The sequence below is a fragment of the Gryllotalpicola daejeonensis genome, from assembly GCF_039538145.1.
In the GTDB taxonomy this organism is placed as follows: Bacteria; Actinomycetota; Actinomycetes; order Actinomycetales; family Microbacteriaceae; genus Gryllotalpicola; species Gryllotalpicola daejeonensis.
Map to the genome: position 1 here is coordinate 26,805 of NZ_BAABBV010000002.1, position 16,447 is coordinate 43,251.

A 16,447-nucleotide genomic window follows, 5' to 3' on the forward strand; every position below is an offset into this window, starting at 1 on the left:
TCAGGCGAGGGTGACCTCGCCGTCGAAGACGAGCTCGGCCGGCCCGGAGAGCGAAACATGCTCGCCGTCTTCCTCGGTCGGGAACATGCGCACGGCCACCGTGCCGCCTGGGATGGTAACGCGCCACTCGTCCGGTGCGCGCTCGCCCGCCCAGTGTCGGATCGCGAGCGCGGCAGCGACTGTGCCCGTGCCGCACGACAGCGTCTCGCCGACGCCCCGTTCGTGGACGCGCATGCTGATGTGGCCGACACCGTCTCTGATGAGCGGCTCCCCCGGCACGACGAACTCGACGTTCGCGCCGTTCACCGGCTCGGGATCGATGACGGGCACGTACGCGAGGTCGAGCGCCTCGAGCTCTGCGTCATCGGAGAGCGCGACGACGACGTGCGGGTTGCCGACGTCGATGCCGAGGCCCGGGCGGGCCACCTTGAGGCCTTTGGCGCTGACCAACGGCTCATCGTCTTCGAGCCACCAGCGGCCCATGTCGACCTGGTAGCCGAGGGCGGAGCGCTGCACATCGCGCACGCCTGCGCGCGTGCCGATCGGCAGGATCTCGCCCTGGGCGAGCTCGGCGAGACCGCTGCGGGTCAGGAACTCCGCATAGACACGCACGCCGTTGCCGCACATCTCGGCAACCGAGCCGTCCGCGTTGTAGTAGTCCATATACCACTCGGCGCCCGGGTTCTCGACGAGGGCCGCGGCCCCTGCGTCGAGGTTCGCGGACCGCACAGCGCGGATCACGCCGTCGGCGCCGATGCCGAAGTGCCGGTCGCACAGCGCGCGGATCTGCTCGGCGGTCAGCTCGAGAGAGCCGTCGGGGTCGGCGAAGAGGATGAAGTCGTTGCCGGTGCCGTGACCCTTGCTGAAGTGGAGCTTGACCGCCATTCGTCCAGCCTATCGACGGCGGCGAGCGCCCTGTGCGTGGCATCCGTCGCCTCGGTGTCGAACCACGTGACGTGCTCGTAGCGCTTGAACCAGCTGACCTGGCGACGGGCGTAGCGGCGCGTCAGCGCCTGCGTCTGCGCGATCGCGTCCTGCTCGGCGAGCTCGCCGCGCAGCTGGGCGAGGGCCTGTGCGTAGCCGATCGCGCGCGAGGCGGTGACGCCCCGCTCGATGCCGGCGGCGCGCAGGCGGTCGACCTCGGCAAGCATCCCGCCCGACCACATCGCCGTGACGCGTGCGTCGAGACGCCCGACGAGGATCTCACGCGGCGTCGTCAGTCCGATGATGAGCGAGGGATGCCACAGCCGCGGCGACTCTGGCAGGGTGGCTCCGTGGCCGCGCTCGGCGAGCTCGTGGATCTCGAGGGCTCGCACGATCCGCCGGCCGTTCGCAGGGTCGACCTTCGTGGCGGTCTCCGGGTCGGAGGCCTTGAGCCGAGCGTGGAGCGCGCCCGGCCCGAGCTCGTCCAGCTCGGCTTCGAGGCGCGCGCGCAGCTCGCGATCACGACCGGGAAACCGGAAGTCGTAGATGACGCTCGAGACATAGAGACCCGAGCCGCCGACGAGAATCGGCACCGCGCCGCGCGCGCCGATGTCGTCGATCGCCGCACGCGCGTCACGCTGGTAGGCGGCGACACTCGCCTCTTCCGTGACGTCGAGGACATCGAGGAGATGATGCGGGATGCCGCGGCGCTCACCTTCCGGGACCTTCGCGGTGCCGATGTCCATGCCGCGATAGAGCTGCATCGCGTCGGCGTTGACGATTTCTGCCGCCTCGCCTCGGGCGCGCAGCAGCTCGCCGATGCGCAGGGCGAGTTCGGACTTGCCCGTGCCCGTCGCGCCGACGATGACGACAAGCGGCGCGGTACTCACGGTCAGCGCAGCTCGTCGTGCGGGTCGTAGATCGGCGTGGTCGCGACCGAGATGGTCGTCTCGCCGAGGGGGCGAAGTGTCGGCATGCCGAGCGAGACCGAGCCCGCTGCGGCGGTGGCACCGTGACCGTGGCCGCTCGGGATGCCGCAGGACTCCGCCTGCTCCAGGTCCCAGGCGTCGCCGGCACGGGTGCGCCGGATTGCGAGCGGAGCGCCGTCGCGCGAGTCTGCCAGCAGGTGGAACGGCGCCGCGTGCGTCACCTCGACGGTGACGACGTCGCCGGGCCGGGGCACGGGCGAGCCGGCAGGGACCTCGAAGTGCACGAGGCGGCTGTCTTGCGCGCGACCGCTCATGCGGTGCGTCTCGCCGTCTTTCTTCCCCTCGCCGGTGGAGACCAGAACCTCGACCGTGCGGCCGAGCTGCTTCTGGTTCTCTTCGAGCGAGATGCGCTCCTGCAGAGCGACGAGTCGGTCGTAGCGCTCCTGCACGACCTGCTTCGGCACCTGGTCACCCATGGTGGCGGCCGGGGTTCCGGGGCGGATCGAGTACTGGAAGGTGAACGCCGACGCGAACCGAGCCTGCTCGACGACGCGCAGGGTGTCTTGGAAGTCCTCTTCGGTCTCGCCGGGGAAGCCGACGATGATGTCCGTCGAGATCGCCGCGTTAGGGATCTTCGCGCGCACGCGGTCGAGGATGCCGAGGAACTTCTCGGAACGATAGGAGCGGCGCATCGCGCGCAGCACCCGATCGGAGCCGGACTGCAGCGGCATGTGCAGCTGCGGCATCACATTCGGCGTCTCGGCCATCGCGTCGATGACGTCGTCGGTGAACGCCGCAGGATGCGGGCTGGTGAAGCGCACGCGCTCGAGTCCCTCGATCGCGCCTGCTGCCCGCAGCAGCTTCCCGAAGGCCTGGCGGTCGCCGAACTCGACACCGTAAGAGTTCACGTTCTGCCCGAGCAGCGTGACCTCGATGGCGCCTTGATCGACGAGCGATTGGATCTCGGCGAGGATCTCGCCGGGGCGGCGGTCGCGCTCTTTGCCGCGCAGCGACGGGACGATGCAGAAGGTGCAGGTGTTGTTGCAGCCGACGGAGATGGAGACCCAGCCGCTGTAGCTCGAGTCCCGCTTCGTCGGCAGCGTGGAGGGGAAGGTCTCGAGCGCCTCGAGGATCTCGATCTCTGCGGCGTCGTTGTGTCTGGCCCGCTCGAGCAGGCTCGGCAGCGAGCCCATGTTGTGCGTTCCGAAGACCACATCGACCCACGGAGCCTTCTCGAGGATGACGTTCTTGTCCTTCTGCGCGAGGCAGCCGCCGACCGCGATCTGCATGCCCGCGTGCCGGCGCTTCACCGAGGCCAGGTGACCGAGGTTCCCGTAGAGCTTGTTGTCGGCGTTCTCTCGCACCGCGCAGGTGTTGATGACGACGATGTCGGCCTCGGCGCCGTCGGCCGGGACGTAACCGGCCGCCTCGAGAGAGCCCGCAAGACGCTCGGAGTCGTGCACATTCATCTGGCACCCGTAGGTGCGCACTTCGTAGGTTCGCCGACGACCCGCCTGGTCGACGGCGGCGTCGGACTCGGCGATCAGCGTCGGCGCTTCGCTGGGCCGGCTCGCCTCACGGCTGGGGGTGACGGTGCTCATGGTGCGTCAATTCTACGTACGCGTCGGCTCTGCGCACGCCGGACGAGGACGAGCGCACACTCGGCACTCAGTGCCTCGTTGCCATCGCATCGCCGACCGCGATGCAGATCGCCTCGCCCGAGTAGCCGCGCCGCTGCAGGTAGCCATACAGGCGGCGCTGTGCGGTCTGGTCGTCGAGGTCGTGCAGCTGCGCGACCCGCTTCTTCGCCATCTCGATCGCCCGGTCGAGCTCTTCCTCTTGGTCGTAGTCGGCCAGAGCCGTCTGAATCGCCTCTTCATCGATATGGCGCCGGCGCAGCTCGTGCTCGATCGCCTGCCTGCCCTGACCCTTGCGGGCCCTTGCGGCGTAGACGAGCGAGACGGCCAAGGCCTCGTCGTCGAGCAGCCCGACGCTCTCGAGCCGGTCGAGCTCGGCCTCTGCGACCACCTCGTCGACCTCGCGCTTGCGCAGCACCTGCTCGAGCTCCCACCGGGACATACCGCGACGCGCGAGCTGATGCAAGGACACATTGGTGGCGCGCTTGCCGGCCTTCTCGCGCACCTTGTCGAGAGCGCGCTCTGCGGCGTCTTTCTCGGCCGCGGCGGCCGCGTCTGCCTCGGCGACCGAGCGAACGGCCGCGACTGCCGCCTGGGCCCGCTCGCTCGGGGCCGCCCCGGGCAGATAGGCGACGGCCGCTTCGCCCGCCGGGCGTCGCGACGCGCGCTTCGGGCTCTTGCGGCGGCCGTCGCCGTCGCCGGAGCGCTCGTCTTCCGACGGAAAGAACCGGACGACCATGGCGGAACCCGCTAGGCGCCCTTGCGCTGCGGCAGCTTGGCCACGTTCTCAGCGGCGGGAGCCTCGACAGCGGCGTTCGGGTCCTTCACGACCCCGAGCTTCACGAGGATCTTCTGCTCGATCTCGGCCGCGACCTCTGCGTGCTGGATGAGGAAGTTGCGCGAGTTCTCTTTGCCCTGGCCCAACTGATCGCCCTCGTAGGTGTACCAGGCGCCGGACTTCTTCACAATGCCGTGCTCGACGCCGAAGTCGAGCAGGCTGCCCTCACGCGAGATGCCGACACCGTAGAGGATGTCGAACTCGGCCTGCTTGAAGGGCGGGGCCATCTTGTTCTTGACCACCTTGACGCGCGTGCGGTTGCCCACCGCGTCTGCGCCGTCTTTCAGGGTCTCGATGCGACGGATGTCGAGGCGCACCGAGGCGTAGAACTTGAGCGCCTTGCCGCCCGAGGTGGTCTCGGGGCTGCCGAAGAACACGCCGACCTTCTCGCGCAGCTGGTTGATGAAGATCATCGTGGTGTTGGTCTGGTTGAGCGCACCGGTGAGCTTGCGCAGCGCCTGCGACATGAGGCGCGCCTGCAGACCGACGTGCGAGTCACCCATCTCGCCCTCGATCTCGGCGCGGGGCACGAGCGCGGCGACCGAGTCGATCACGATCAGATCGATCGAACCGGAGCGCACCAGCATGTCGGCGATCTCAAGCGCCTGCTCACCGGTGTCTGGCTGCGAGACGAGCAGCGAGTCGATGTCGACGCCGAGCTTCTTCGCGTATTCGGGGTCGAGGGCGTGCTCTGCGTCGATGAAGGCGGCGATGCCGCCGTTCTTCTGCGCATTGGCGATCGCGTGCAGCGTCAGGGTCGTCTTACCCGACGACTCAGGGCCGTAGATCTCGACGATTCGGCCGCGCGGCAGGCCGCCGATGCCGAGCGCCACGTCGAGCGCGATGGAACCGGTCGGCACCACCTCGACGGGGGCGCGCTCATCGCTTCCGAGGCGCATGACCGAGCCCTTGCCGAACTGGCGGTCGATCTGCGCGAGAGCGGTCTCGAGCGCCTTTTCACGATCGGCTGGAGTAGGCATTGGATTCCCTTTCGACACGGACTAGCGGGTGACGTCTGCGACAGTACGCGCAGGGTCTGACATTGGCCGCCCGTGCACGCGTATCGGTGTGAAACTCGGCGAGGAGCCCGCCTGTGCTGGTCAAGTCCCCGCTGAATCCACGATAGCAACGGTCGAATCCGTGTTCGACATGAACACGGCGTGTCGTGAAGCGAATTTCGTATCAGCCCTGGCGCTTCTTCGGGTCCGCGAGACCGACGCCGTGTCGCCGTGCCACGGGCACATCCATCGCCTCGCACAGCGCGAGCCAGGCGTCGCGCGGTGGCACGCCCGCGGTGATCGCCTGCTCGGCCGTGCGCGAACCGAGCTCGAGAATCACGAGCTCGCGCACGAGCTGACCGCCATAGGCGGCGCCGAACTCGCCTTCGACGGCCCGGTTGAATTCACTCAGTCGCATCGCTTTCCAGGGTAGACAGACGGATGCCCCGGGCCGAAGCCCGGGGCATCCGTGATGAAAGAGAAGAAGATCAGCGCTGGCTGACCAGCTCGCCGTCGAAGCCGGCTGCGAAGTCCTCGGGCAGAGCATCGGGCACGATGGACTCGATGCCCTCGAGGACGGCGAGGCGATCGCCCACCTCGCGCATGATGACCGAGATGGGGGTGTCGAGCGCTTCGGCGACCGAGGCGAGGATCTCGCTGGACGCCTCTTTCTGCCCGCGCTCCACCTCGCTCAAGTAGCCGAGAGCGACGCTCGCCTTGCTCGCGACCTGCCGCAGCGTGCGGCCCTTCTGAAGACGGAAGTCCCGCAGAACGTCACCGATCTCCTGACGTACCAGAATCATGGGAGCCCCCTTCTTCATTGGTCGGCCGAGCATTCGGCCCTTGGGCGAAGCGCTCATTCCGAGCCCTTCTTGCGTTGCACTGTAGTTCACGTTCCCTGCAATCCGCTGGCTAATCGTATGAAAAGTAACGTGAGCGAAATGGTGCCTATTCCGTGACCCTGCTGATGAGGGCACTGACCGCCGAGGCGACGGTCTCGGCGCGGATGTCGGCGCGGTCGCCACTCAGCCGAAGCTCGTCCACCCACGTCTCCTGGCCGATCGCGAGACCGACGAACACCGTGCCGACCGGTCGCCCACCCTGCGGGTCCGGGCCGGCCACGCCCGTCGTCGACAGGCCGATGTCGGCCGCCTTGCCATCGACCGCGAGCACGACGCGCACGCGCTCCGCGAGCTGTCGCGCGACGTCGGGATGCACCGGGCCGTGCTCACTGAGCAGGGTTTCGTCGACTCCGACGACGCTGTGCTTCAGTTCGGTCGCGTAGGCCACCACTCCCCCGTTGACGACGGCCGAAGCGCCCGCCGGCCTCGTCAATTCGGCAGTCAGCTGACCGCCGGTGAGGGACTCGGCAACGGCCACGGTCAGACCCCTCGCCGCGAGCAGCGCAATGAGCGCTGCAGTGTGGTCGGTCGTCGGAGCAGGCTGCTCGTCAGGCATCCGTCTGCCCCTTCTTCTCTCGGTGCAGCTTCACCGCGTTCCACAGGTAGTCGAGACCAGAGATGATCGTGAGGACGAGCGCGATGCCCATGAACACCCAGTTGACCCAGTGCACCCAGTCGCCGAGCGGAACCCAGAGCGGCACGAGCGCCAGAGAGATCGCGATCGCCTGAGCGACGGTCTTGAGCTTGCCGCCGCGGCTCGCCGGGATGACGCCGCCACGGATCACCGCGAAGCGGTAGACCGTGATGCCGATCTCGCGAACGAGGATCACGATCGTGACCCACCACCACAGCTCGCCGAGGATCGAGAGGCCGACCAGCGCAGCGCCGGTCAGCACCTTGTCCGCGATCGGATCGAGCAGCTTGCCGAGCTCAGTGACGAGGCCGCGACTGCGCGCGAGGTGGCCGTCGATGCCGTCGCTCGCGATGCCCACGATGAACAGCACCGCCGCCCACCACCGCAGCGGGCCGTCGTGGCCCGCGTCGGCGAGCAGCAGCCAGAAGAAGACGGGCGCGAACAGGATTCGCACGATCGTGATCGCGTTGGGCAGATTCCAGTTGCTCACCCGCGGTGGCTGTTCGGTCACAGACCCAGCCTAGGCACTCGCACGCCGACGGTCGTGGCTCAGTCGCGGCCCGTCAGGCCCCAGGCGTCCTCATCGGAGGACGCCTCGACCTCTTCGAGTCCGTCGTAGTCCTCCGCGAGCGGGTCGCTGCCGTAGCGGTCGTCGGCGGGCCCGCCCGCTTCCTGGTCGGCTGAGCCGGTCGGCCCGGCGGCACCGGATGCCGGGGCCGCAGCCCTCGGCGCGGGTGCGGCCGACGGCACGTCCTCTCCACGGATCTTCGCGAGCACTCCGGGCAGCTGCTCGGCCGTCACGAGCACATCGCGGGCCTTCGACCCCTCTGACGGACCGACGATCTCACGCGACTCGAGCAGGTCCATGAGACGGCCCGCCTTCGCGAACCCGACACGCAGCTTGCGCTGCAGCATCGACGTCGAGCCGAACTGCGTCGAGACCACGAGCTCGGCGGCGGCGAGCAGCAGCTCGAGGTCGTCGCCGATGTCGGAATCGATCTGCTTCTTCTCGGCGGCGGGCACGACGTCTTGCCGGTAGTCGGGCCGCGCCTGGCGCGTCACATGGTCGACGACCTTCTGGATCTCGGACTCGTTGACCCAGGCGCCTTGCACGCGCAGGGGCTTGCCGGCCCCCATCGGCAGGAACAGGGCGTCACCCTGGCCGATGAGCTTGTCGGCACCCGGCTGGTCGAGGATGACCCGCGAGTCGGTGACCGAGGTGACCGCGAACGCGAGGCGCGACGGCACGTTCGCCTTGATGAGGCCGGTGACGACGTCGACGGACGGGCGCTGGGTCGCGAGGACGAGGTGGATGCCCGAGGCGCGCGCCAGCTGCGTGATGCGCACGATCGAGTCTTCGACGTCACGCGGGGCGACCATCATCAGATCAGCGAGCTCGTCGACCACGACCAGCAGGTACGGGTACGGCTTGAGCTGGCGCTCGCTGCCCGGCGGCAGGACGATCTCGTTGTTGACGACGGCCTTGTTGAAGTCGTCGATGTGACGGAAGCCGAACGACGCGAGGTCGTCGTACCGCATGTCCATCTCTTTCACGACCCACTGCAGTGCCTCTGCGGCCTTCTTGGGGTTCGTGATGATGGGCGTGATCAGGTGCGGCACACCGCCGTAGATCGTGAGCTCGACGCGCTTCGGGTCGATGAGCACCATACGCACCTCTGACGGCTTGGCGCGCATCAGCAGCGAGGTGATCATCGAGTTCACGAAGCTCGACTTGCCGGAGCCCGTCGAGCCTGCGACGAGCAGGTGAGGCATCTTCGCGAGGTTGGCGACCACGTAGCCGCCGCCCACGTCTTTGCCGACGCCGATGGTCATCGGATGCTTGCTGTTCGTGGCCGCGGCCGAGCGCAGCACGTCGCCGAGCGACACCGTCTCGCGGTCGGAGTTCGGGATCTCGATGCCGATGGCGCTCTTGCCCGGGATCGGCGAGAGGATGCGCACCTCATTGGAGGCGACCGCGTACGACAGGTTCTTGGACAGCGCGGTCACGCGCTCGACCTTGACGCCGGGACCGAGCTCGATCTCGTACTGGGTGACTGTCGGGCCGCGCGAGAACCCGGTGACCTTGGCGTCGACGCCGAACTGCTCGAGCACCGACGTGATGGCGCGCACGACTTCGTCGTTGGCGGCCGACCGCGTCTTCGGCGGCGGCCCCGCCGACAGAGTGTTGGCCGAGGGCAGCACGTAGGGGCGGGTGGGCTCGGCCGGCTTGATGATGGGCGCGTTCTCTGCGGATTCCTCGAGCGGCAGCTCGTCGACGGGCACGACCTCGGTCATGTTGTCGCTGCGCAGCCCGGCGGCACCGTCGGGGATCTCGCCCGTGAACCGCTTGACCGCCTCTTCCGCGTTGGCGAGTTCGGCGAACACGTCCAGAGCGCCCTGCGCCGGCTCAGGGTCCGGCTCGAGCGCGGTCGAGAAGCCGCCCTGCGCCGGGGCGCCGTCGCCGAAGACATCCGTCAGCGCGTTCTCATCGGACGCGAAGTCGGGATCCTCTTCGCGGCCGCTCTTGTTGCGGCGCCACCACGGCAGCTTGTCGGAATCGCTCGGCTCGTCGTCGAGGCCGTCGAGCTCGACCTGGGCGGTCTTCTCTGCCTTGGCGGCCTTCGCCGCCTCACGCTCTTCCTCGGTGGGAAGAGTCGTGCCGAACAGGTAGGCGTAGAGCTCGTGCAGTCGACGCCCGATGCGATTCGGCGGCGTCTTGGTGATGATGAGCAGGCTCAGCGCGAGCAGCACGATCATGATCGCCGTCGCCCCGTATTGCGTCGTCACGTGGATGAGCGACGCCCCGATCATCCACCCGATGACGCCGCCGGCCCCGGCGAGCACGTCGATGCCGTCAACCGCCTGCGGGCGGCTGCTGAAGATGTGGCAGAGCCCCGAGATGCTGATGAGCGCCAGGACGAGGCCGATTCCGATGCGCGTGTTGTCGTGAACAGACGAGGGATGCCGGAACAGCCACACCGCGAACAGGAACAGCACCACCGGCAGCACGAAGGCGACGCGGCCGAGCAGGCCGCCGAACGACCACGCGTCGAGCGCGTGCGCCCACGAGGCATTGATGAAGAACCACTCGACGCCCGCGCCGGCGACGGCGAGCAGCACGAGGAAGAACGGCAGCCCGTCGCGGCGCTCCTCTTTTGCGAGCGTCTCGGGGCCGAGAGCGCGCGCGGCGCCGCCCACCAGGTGGGCGAGCCCCATCCACGCCTTGGCGATCAACGCGTGCTCTGTGGTCTCGATGACGACGGTCTGATTCGTCGGAAGCTTCTTCGTTGCGGCGGTCTTCTGCCTGGTCGATTGACCGCGCGTGCCGCCGCTGCTCGCGGTGCGAGCGCGCGCTGACGACTTGGTGCTCGTGGCCATGGTGCGAACCTAGCCGCAACCTGTGACATCGCCCCGGAAGGGGGTCGGAGAGTCTGGGACGCGCGGTCTCCATTCGGCTGCGCCGAGTCGACCAGCGGAGCGGCTAGGCCTCGATGACCAGCGGCACGATCATCGGCCGACGGCGGTAGCTGGTGTTCACCCAGCGGCCGACCGTGCGGCGCACGAGCTGGGTGAGCGCGTGGTTGTCGCGTACCCCGTTGCCTGCGGCTTCCTTGAGCGCAGCGGCGATCTTCGGCTTGACGTCGTCGAACACGGCGTCGTCCTCGGCGAAGCCGCGCGCGTGGATCTCGGGCCCGGCGACGATGCGGCCGCTCGCGGCCTCGACGACGACGATCACCGAGATGAAGCCCTCTTCGCCGAGGATGCGGCGGTCCTTGAGGTCGGCGTCGGTGATCTCGCCCACGCTCGACCCGTCGACGTAGACGTAGCCGATGTCGAGCTGGCCGACCACCTTCGCCACGCCCTCGTGCAGGTCGACGACCGTGCCGTTCGAGGCGAGGATCGTGTTGTCCGCGGGGATGCCGGTCTGACGCGCGAGCTTCGCGCTGGCATCCAGATGCCGGTATTCGCCGTGCACGGGCATGACGAACGTCGGCTTCAGGATGTTGTAGCAGTACAGCAGCTCGCCGGCCGACGCGTGGCCGGAGACGTGCACCTTGGCGTTGCCCTTGTGCACGACCGTCGCACCGAGCTTCGTCAGCCCGTCGATCACCCGATAGACCGAGTTCTCATTGCCGGGGATCAGGCTCGAGGCGAGAATCACCGTGTCGCCGGGCCCCAGCTCGATCTGGTGGTCGAGGTTCGCCATGCGCGCGAGCACCGCCATCGGCTCGCCCTGCGACCCGGTCGACATGTAGACGATCTTGTTGTCAGGGAGGTCGGCGGCCTTCTTGTAGTCGATCAGCACGCCGTCGGGCACCTTGAGGTACCCGAGCTCGGCGGCGATGCCCATGTTGCGCACCATCGAGCGCCCGAGCAGGGCCACCCGGCGGCCGTTCTGCGCCGCGGCGTCGAGCACCTGCTGCACCCGGTGCACATGGCTCGAGAAGCTCGCAACGACGACGCGTCGCGGCGCGTTCGCGATCACATTCGCGATCACCGGGCCGATCTCGCGCTCGATCGGCGTGAAGCCCGGCACGTCGGCGTTCGTCGAGTCGGGCAGGAACAGGTCGACCCCGTTCTCGCCAAGGCGGGCGAAGGCGCGCAGGTCGGTCAGACGGCCGTCGAGGGGCAGCTGGTCCATCTTGAAGTCGCCGGTGTGCAGCACGACGCCGGCCCACGTCGTGATGGCGACGGCCAAAGCATCCGGAATCGAGTGGTTGACCGCGATGAACTCGAGCGTGAACGGCCCGAGCGTCTCGACGTCGCCTTCTTTGACCTGCAGCGTGTACGGCTTGATGCGGTGCTCTTTGAGCTTCGCCTCGACGAGCGCGAGCGTCAGCCCCGAGCCGATCAGCGGGATGTCACCGCGCAGCTTGAGCAGGTAGGGCACCGCGCCGATGTGGTCTTCGTGGCCGTGCGTGAGAACGATGCCGATCACGTCGTCGAGGCGATTCCTGATCGGCCCGAAGTCGGGAAGGATCAGGTCGACGCCGAGCTGGTCGGGCTCCGGGAAGAGCACGCCGCAGTCGACGATGAGGATCTTCCCGTCGATCTCATACACCGTCATGTTGCGCCCGACCTCACCGAGGCCGCCGGTGGGGAAGACCCGCAGCGTGTGCGGCTCGAGTGCGGGCGGATCGAAGACGGCTTCTGCCATGAGTCCTTCTCTTTTGGGTACGGATGCCTGCCCGGGCGTCGCGCTCAGCGGGTGGTGCCGGCGACCTTGGGCAGTGCGCCGCCCGCGGCCGCGTTGCGGTCGGGGCGGAAGTTGCGGAAGTCGACGCCCTCGACGTCGCGCACGAGGTCGAGCTCGTCCTCGATGATGGCTGCCTCGAAGTCCTCCGGGCCGACGAGCGGCAGGCGCACCCGCGGCGACTCGATGCGGCCGAGCCCGTGCAGGATGTACTTGACGGCCACCGTTCCCGGCACGTGCGTCATGACCGCGCGCACCAGCGGCTCGAGCTTCTTGTGCTGCGTGGTCGCCGTCGCGAGATCGCCCCGGTTCACGGCGTCGACGATGATGCGGTACGGGCGCGAGGTGATGTTCGAGGTCGTCCCGACCAGTCCCGCCGCGCCGATCGCGAGGTGCGGCAGCACGTTGGCATCGTCGCCGGAGAAGTAGAGCAGATCGGTGTTGTTGAGCACCCGGCTCACCTCGGCGAAGTTGCCCTTCGCGTCCTTGACGGCGCGGATGTTCGGATGCTTCGACGCGCGCACCAGGGTCTCGTAGGTGATCGGGATGCCGGTGCGGCCAGGGATGTCGTACAGGATGACCGGCAGGTCGGTCGCGTCGGCGATGAGCCGGAAGTGCGTCAGGACGCCCGCCTGGGTCGGCTTGTTGTAGTACGGCGTGACGATCATGATGCCGTCGATGCCGAGCTTCTCGCTCTTCTTGTAGAGCTGGATCGCGTGGGCGGTCTCGTTCGAGCCGCCCGCCTGGATGATCTTCGCGCGGCCGGCGGCGACGTCTTTCGCCACCTCGATGGCGCGCAGTTTCTCGGCGTCGGTCAACGTCGAGGTCTCGCCGGTCGTGCCCGACACGATCAGTCCGTCTGAGCCGTTGGCGACGACGTGGTCGACGTGCTTCTCGAACCCGGCCCAGTCGACCTCGCCGTCGGCGGTCATCGGGGTGACCAGGGCGGTGAGCACCTGGCCGAAGGGGTTCTCAGCGGCCTGCATGGCATTCAGATTACCGGTTCGAGCTGTCTGCGACTTCCGTCACTATTCGTCACGCGCCCTGCGCTCGCGCTCCACGCCGCGTACCGTTAATAGCGGTATGTCCCCTCTGGAAGCTGTCCTCGCGGTCGTCGGCCTCATCGCCGTCACGACCGTCGTCGGCCTGATCTGGAAGGCGCGTACGGGCCGCGTGACGACGCCCGCGCGCGCGACGAGCGACAACGTCGTGACGCCGGCGGATGTCGGCACAGACGCTCCCTTCGGCGAGAAGGCGACCCTGCTGCAGTTTTCGACGGAGTTCTGCGCCTACTGCCCCGCCACGCGCCGCGTGCTGGGTGCGCTCGCCGAGAGGAACGACGGCGTCGAGCACATCGACATCGACCTGACCCACTCCCCCGAGCTCGCGCAGCGCTTCAACGTTCTGCAGACGCCGACGACTCTCGTGCTCGACGGCAGCGGCGCCGTTCGCGCGCGGATCGGCGGCGCTCCGAAGCGGCCTGAGCTCGAGGCATCCCTCGCTGAAATCCTGCTCGGCGAAACCCGAGCCGCCTAGCCGCGCCGCCGCAGGCGGCGCTCGACCGAACTGGAGACGACCGTGTCGCAGCCTGATCTTCGCCCTCTGCCCGGAACCCAGGGCATCGACCCCCGCGGGCCCCGCTTCTCGGCCGGCATCACGGCAGTGCTGCTCGCCGTCGACCTCGTGCTGGGGCTGGTCGGGCTTCAGCTCGCCGCCTGGATCCTGCTCGCCGTCATCGCCGTTCTGTTCCTGTGGGGTGCCGTGGCCGGCGTGCAGAAGCACCCGTACGGCGCGCTCTATCGTGCGGTGCTGCGGCCCCGACTCGCAGCGCCGACCGAGCTCGAGGACCCGGCTCCGCCGACCTTCGCGCAGCTCGTCGGGCTCATCATCACCGGCCTCGGCGTCATCCTCGGCATCTGGTTCCCGGTGATCGTCGTGATCGCTGCGGCGCTGGCCTTCGTCGCCGCTTTCCTCAACTCGGTGTTCGGCTACTGCCTCGGCTGCCAGATCTACCTGCTGCTCGTGCGCGCCGGCCTCATCCGCCGCGGCGCAGGGACTGCCGCTTAGCCGCCACGCCCTCCTAGGCTGAACGAGGACCGCGGTCGACGGCCGTGGCCGACAATCCAAGGAGGCACAACATGGCACTCACGAGCGAAGCTTCGGCTGTCTGGAACGGCGATCTGCCGAGCGGCAGCGGGCAGATCACCCTCGACTCGTCCCAGCTCGCGACCTTCTCGTACAACTGGAAGGCGCGCTCCGAGGGCGAGAACGGCGTCTCGACCCCGGAAGAGCTGATCGCGGCCGCGCACGCGGGCTGTTTCGCCATGGCGTTCTCGAACGAGCTCGCGACGGCGGGTCACACCGCGACGCGCGTGTCGGCGAAGGCCGCCGTCACCTTCGATCCGTCGCAGGGCGGCATCACGGGCAGCCACCTCGTCGTCGACGCCGAGGTGCCCGGCATCTCTGAGGACGAGTTCCAGCAGATCGCCGCCGCCGCGAAGGCTGGATGCCCCGTCTCGAAGGCCCTCGCCGGAATCACGATCACCCTCGAAGCCACGCTGGCTTCGTAACACCCCGCTTCAGTACTGAAGCAGCGAGAACGTCTCGACGCCGCGCTCCTCGAGCTTCGACCGGCCGCCGAGGCCGTCGAGCTCGAGGGCGACGGCGAACCCCGCGACGTGCCAGCCGGCCCGCTCGATCAGGTTGACCGCGGCGAGGGCCGTGCCCCCGGTCGCGAGCACGTCGTCGATGATGAGCACCCGACTGCCTGCCGGCAACTGGCCCACGTGCACCTCGAACGCGGCCGTACCGTACTCGAGGGCGTATTCCTGGCTGAGCACGGCCCGCGGCAGCTTGCCCGCTTTGCGGACGCTGAGCACGCCGGCGCCGCTCACCACCGAGGCGGCGCCCGCGATCAGGAATCCGCGCGCCTCCAGGCCGCCGATCGAGTCGAAGTGGCCCTCGAACGGCCGAGTCAGCGCCGTCGCGAGTGCCTTCAGGGCCGCGCCGTCAGCGAAGACGGGGGTGAGGTCGCGGAACGTCACGCCCTTCTGCGGGAAGTCGGGGATCGCCTCGATGAGTCCGTCGACGAGGGCGGCTTCGCTGCTGAGAGTCACGCAGGAAGCCTACGGGCGATCGCTTCGAGACGCGGCCTTCGGCTGCTGGTCACTAACGGCGGAGCGCGACAGCTTGATGGCCTCGCGCAGCGCCCAGCGCGCGCGGCGGCGGTCCCCAGAGGCGTCGTACGCGAGTCCCAGACGGAACCAGGCGCGCCAGCTCTCCGGCGCCGCCTCTACCTCGGCCTTGTAACGCGGGAACTCCTCGTCGGCGACCTCGCGCACGGCGCGACCGGATGCCGTGACCGCGGTCTCGACGGGAAGGGCCCCCTCTGCCGCCAGCACCTTCACGAGCTTCTCGGTCTGGAACCCGAACCACAGCTCACGGCCCAATGCCCAGATCGCGATCAGCGGGAAGACGATGAGCGCACAGCCACCGGCGATGCCGAGCGCCGTGCCGCCCTCGAACAGCAGCACGGCCCGCTGCCCCGCGACGACGATGTAGAGCAGCAGCAGCACCGCCATGAACAGCGCGGCGAAGCGGTTCTTCATCGCTCGCCCGCGGCGATCCCGAGGTCGATGAGCGCGTCGAGACCGACCGTGAGTCCGGTGCGGTCGGTGGCGGCACGCAGCGCGAGCAGGATGCCCGCGGAGTACGCGCTCGGGCTGATGACGTTGTGGCTGATCACGAGCGTCTCGCCGTCGGCGCCGAAGGTGACCTCCTGCCGGGCGGAGACGCCGGGCAGCCTCAGGCTGTGGATCGGCACCGAGCCGACCTGCTGCCCGCGCGCCCGCTGGTCGATGTGCGGTGCGGCCACCGGCCCGAGCTCGCCGCGCGCGGCCTGGATCAGCTCGGCCGTGCGCACCGCGGTGCCCGACGGCGAGTCGATCTTGCCCGCGCCATGCGTCTCGACGATCTCGATCGCGTCGAAGAAGCGGCTCGCGGCGGCCGCGAACGCCGTGCCCAGCGCACTGCCGAGCGAGAAGTTGGGAATGACCACGACGCCGCGCTCGGGGTGCCTGCCGAGCAGTGTGTTCAGCGTCGCGAGTCGCTCAGCCGACCAGCCGGAGGTGCCGACGACCACGTTGCGGCCGTGCGTGACCGCGAAGTCGACGACCCCGGGGCTCACCTGCGGCAGCGTCACGTCGAGAACCACGTCGCTCGGGGCATCCGCCGACCCCAGCATCTCGTCGAGCTCGCTCGACGACCCGAGCCGCGCAACCACCTCGAAACCTTCTGTGCGCTCAAGCAGCGCCGTCGCCGCCGAGCCGAGCTTGCCGGTCGCACCGACCACGGCCACGCGGATCGTCATGGCTTCGAGTTTAGTGTTGGGT

The 16,447-nt window shown here is 68.7% G+C and carries 18 protein-coding genes; 3 read left to right on the forward strand and 15 right to left on the reverse strand.

Features of this window, described 5'->3' with window-relative positions; genetic code table 11:
- From dapF to dapA, 12 genes are all read right to left on the reverse strand, one after another.
- Nucleotides 1-885: a diaminopimelate epimerase gene (dapF, locus tag ABD736_RS13010; protein WP_344792287.1), complete on the reverse strand. Its 885-nt coding sequence runs from the start codon at nucleotides 883-885 to the stop codon at nucleotides 1-3.
- Complete coding sequence (gene miaA / locus ABD736_RS13015) at nucleotides 798-1,814, reverse strand: tRNA (adenosine(37)-N6)-dimethylallyltransferase MiaA (RefSeq protein WP_344792288.1); 1,017 nt, start codon at nucleotides 1,812-1,814, stop codon at nucleotides 798-800. Before miaA ends, dapF begins: the two co-directional genes overlap by 88 nt.
- 2 nt (nucleotides 1,815-1,816) lie before the next feature.
- Nucleotides 1,817-3,454: a tRNA (N6-isopentenyl adenosine(37)-C2)-methylthiotransferase MiaB gene (gene miaB / locus ABD736_RS13020; RefSeq protein WP_344792289.1), complete on the reverse strand. Its 1,638-nt coding sequence runs from the start codon at nucleotides 3,452-3,454 to the stop codon at nucleotides 1,817-1,819.
- 67 nt (nucleotides 3,455-3,521) lie between these two features.
- Nucleotides 3,522-4,229 (reverse strand): regulatory protein RecX, encoded by a 708-nt coding sequence (locus tag ABD736_RS13025; protein WP_344792291.1) that lies wholly within the window; start codon nucleotides 4,227-4,229, stop codon nucleotides 3,522-3,524.
- Between the two features lie 11 nt (nucleotides 4,230-4,240).
- On the reverse strand, nucleotides 4,241-5,308 hold the full coding sequence (gene recA / locus ABD736_RS13030) for a recombinase RecA (protein ID WP_344792292.1): 1,068 nt from the start codon (nucleotides 5,306-5,308) through the stop codon (nucleotides 4,241-4,243).
- Nucleotides 5,309-5,510: 202 nt separating this feature from the next.
- Nucleotides 5,511-5,744, reverse strand: coding sequence for a DUF3046 domain-containing protein (locus ABD736_RS13035; protein ID WP_344792293.1), 234 nt, complete (start codon nucleotides 5,742-5,744; stop codon nucleotides 5,511-5,513).
- 70 nt (nucleotides 5,745-5,814) lie between these two features.
- A complete protein-coding gene (locus ABD736_RS13040) occupies nucleotides 5,815-6,129 on the reverse strand; it encodes a helix-turn-helix domain-containing protein (protein WP_344792294.1) in 315 nt (104 codons plus the stop codon).
- Between the two features lie 145 nt (nucleotides 6,130-6,274).
- Nucleotides 6,275-6,784, reverse strand: coding sequence for a CinA family protein (locus ABD736_RS13045; RefSeq protein WP_344792295.1), 510 nt, complete (start codon nucleotides 6,782-6,784; stop codon nucleotides 6,275-6,277).
- Nucleotides 6,777-7,373 carry a CDP-diacylglycerol--glycerol-3-phosphate 3-phosphatidyltransferase gene (pgsA, locus tag ABD736_RS13050; protein ID WP_344792296.1) on the reverse strand — a complete coding sequence of 199 codons (597 nt, stop codon included), beginning with the start codon at nucleotides 7,371-7,373 and terminating at the stop codon, nucleotides 6,777-6,779. Before pgsA ends, ABD736_RS13045 begins: the two co-directional genes overlap by 8 nt.
- Before the next feature lie 38 nt (nucleotides 7,374-7,411).
- Nucleotides 7,412-10,240 (reverse strand): FtsK/SpoIIIE family DNA translocase, encoded by a 2,829-nt coding sequence (locus ABD736_RS13055; RefSeq protein WP_344792297.1) that lies wholly within the window; start codon nucleotides 10,238-10,240, stop codon nucleotides 7,412-7,414.
- 103 nt (nucleotides 10,241-10,343) lie between these two features.
- Nucleotides 10,344-12,020 carry a ribonuclease J gene (locus tag ABD736_RS13060; RefSeq protein WP_344792298.1) on the reverse strand — a complete coding sequence of 559 codons (1,677 nt, stop codon included), beginning with the start codon at nucleotides 12,018-12,020 and terminating at the stop codon, nucleotides 10,344-10,346.
- 44 nt (nucleotides 12,021-12,064) lie between these two features.
- Nucleotides 12,065-13,042 (reverse strand): 4-hydroxy-tetrahydrodipicolinate synthase, encoded by a 978-nt coding sequence (gene dapA / locus ABD736_RS13065; RefSeq protein ID WP_344792299.1) that lies wholly within the window; start codon nucleotides 13,040-13,042, stop codon nucleotides 12,065-12,067.
- A 97-nt stretch (nucleotides 13,043-13,139) separates the two neighbouring features.
- Here dapA and ABD736_RS13070 point away from each other — a divergent pair, with 97 nt between their 5' ends.
- The 3 genes from ABD736_RS13070 (at nucleotide 13,140) to ABD736_RS13080 (ending at nucleotide 14,626) form a co-directional block, all read left to right on the forward strand.
- A complete protein-coding gene (locus ABD736_RS13070; RefSeq protein WP_344792300.1) occupies nucleotides 13,140-13,592 on the forward strand; it encodes a TlpA family protein disulfide reductase in 453 nt (150 codons plus the stop codon).
- Between the two features lie 42 nt (nucleotides 13,593-13,634).
- Nucleotides 13,635-14,123: a DUF4395 domain-containing protein gene (locus ABD736_RS13075; protein WP_344792301.1), complete on the forward strand. Its 489-nt coding sequence runs from the start codon at nucleotides 13,635-13,637 to the stop codon at nucleotides 14,121-14,123.
- A gap of 71 nt (nucleotides 14,124-14,194) precedes the next feature.
- Nucleotides 14,195-14,626: an OsmC family protein gene (locus tag ABD736_RS13080; RefSeq protein ID WP_344792302.1), complete on the forward strand. Its 432-nt coding sequence runs from the start codon at nucleotides 14,195-14,197 to the stop codon at nucleotides 14,624-14,626.
- A gap of 9 nt (nucleotides 14,627-14,635) precedes the next feature.
- Here the strand turns inward: ABD736_RS13080 and ABD736_RS13085 are convergent, their stop codons facing one another.
- The 3 genes from ABD736_RS13085 to dapB are packed head-to-tail and all read right to left on the reverse strand — an operon-like array spanning nucleotide 14,636 to nucleotide 16,425.
- Nucleotides 14,636-15,172 carry an adenine phosphoribosyltransferase gene (locus tag ABD736_RS13085; protein WP_344792303.1) on the reverse strand — a complete coding sequence of 179 codons (537 nt, stop codon included), beginning with the start codon at nucleotides 15,170-15,172 and terminating at the stop codon, nucleotides 14,636-14,638.
- A 9-nt stretch (nucleotides 15,173-15,181) separates the two neighbouring features.
- Nucleotides 15,182-15,664 carry a tetratricopeptide repeat protein gene (locus ABD736_RS13090; RefSeq protein ID WP_344792304.1) on the reverse strand — a complete coding sequence of 161 codons (483 nt, stop codon included), beginning with the start codon at nucleotides 15,662-15,664 and terminating at the stop codon, nucleotides 15,182-15,184.
- Nucleotides 15,661-16,425 carry a 4-hydroxy-tetrahydrodipicolinate reductase gene (dapB, locus tag ABD736_RS13095; RefSeq protein WP_344792306.1) on the reverse strand — a complete coding sequence of 255 codons (765 nt, stop codon included), beginning with the start codon at nucleotides 16,423-16,425 and terminating at the stop codon, nucleotides 15,661-15,663. Before dapB ends, ABD736_RS13090 begins: the two co-directional genes overlap by 4 nt.
- Nucleotides 16,426-16,447: the final 22 nt, after the last annotated feature.

Coding starts and splice junctions, on each gene's coding strand:
- ABD736_RS13035 (WP_344792293.1), bottom strand. CDS start 5,744: ATGCGACTGAGTGAATTCAACCGGGCCGTCGAAGGCGAGTTCGGCGCC.
- ABD736_RS13045 (WP_344792295.1), bottom strand. CDS start 6,784: ATGCCTGACGAGCAGCCTGCTCCGACGACCGACCACACTGCAGCGCTC.
- ABD736_RS13025 (WP_344792291.1), bottom strand. CDS start 4,229: ATGGTCGTCCGGTTCTTTCCGTCGGAAGACGAGCGCTCCGGCGACGGC.
- dapA (WP_344792299.1), bottom strand. CDS start 13,042: ATGCAGGCCGCTGAGAACCCCTTCGGCCAGGTGCTCACCGCCCTGGTC.
- ABD736_RS13040 (WP_344792294.1), bottom strand. CDS start 6,129: ATGATTCTGGTACGTCAGGAGATCGGTGACGTTCTGCGGGACTTCCGT.
- ABD736_RS13080 (WP_344792302.1), top strand. CDS start 14,195: ATGGCACTCACGAGCGAAGCTTCGGCTGTCTGGAACGGCGATCTGCCG.
- ABD736_RS13055 (WP_344792297.1), bottom strand. CDS start 10,240: ATGGCCACGAGCACCAAGTCGTCAGCGCGCGCTCGCACCGCGAGCAGC.
- dapB (WP_344792306.1), bottom strand. CDS start 16,425: ATGACGATCCGCGTGGCCGTGGTCGGTGCGACCGGCAAGCTCGGCTCG.
- ABD736_RS13060 (WP_344792298.1), bottom strand. CDS start 12,020: ATGGCAGAAGCCGTCTTCGATCCGCCCGCACTCGAGCCGCACACGCTG.
- recA (WP_344792292.1), bottom strand. CDS start 5,308: ATGCCTACTCCAGCCGATCGTGAAAAGGCGCTCGAGACCGCTCTCGCG.
- ABD736_RS13090 (WP_344792304.1), bottom strand. CDS start 15,664: ATGAAGAACCGCTTCGCCGCGCTGTTCATGGCGGTGCTGCTGCTGCTC.
- ABD736_RS13070 (WP_344792300.1), top strand. CDS start 13,140: ATGTCCCCTCTGGAAGCTGTCCTCGCGGTCGTCGGCCTCATCGCCGTC.
- dapF (WP_344792287.1), bottom strand. CDS start 885: ATGGCGGTCAAGCTCCACTTCAGCAAGGGTCACGGCACCGGCAACGAC.
- miaB (WP_344792289.1), bottom strand. CDS start 3,454: ATGAGCACCGTCACCCCCAGCCGTGAGGCGAGCCGGCCCAGCGAAGCG.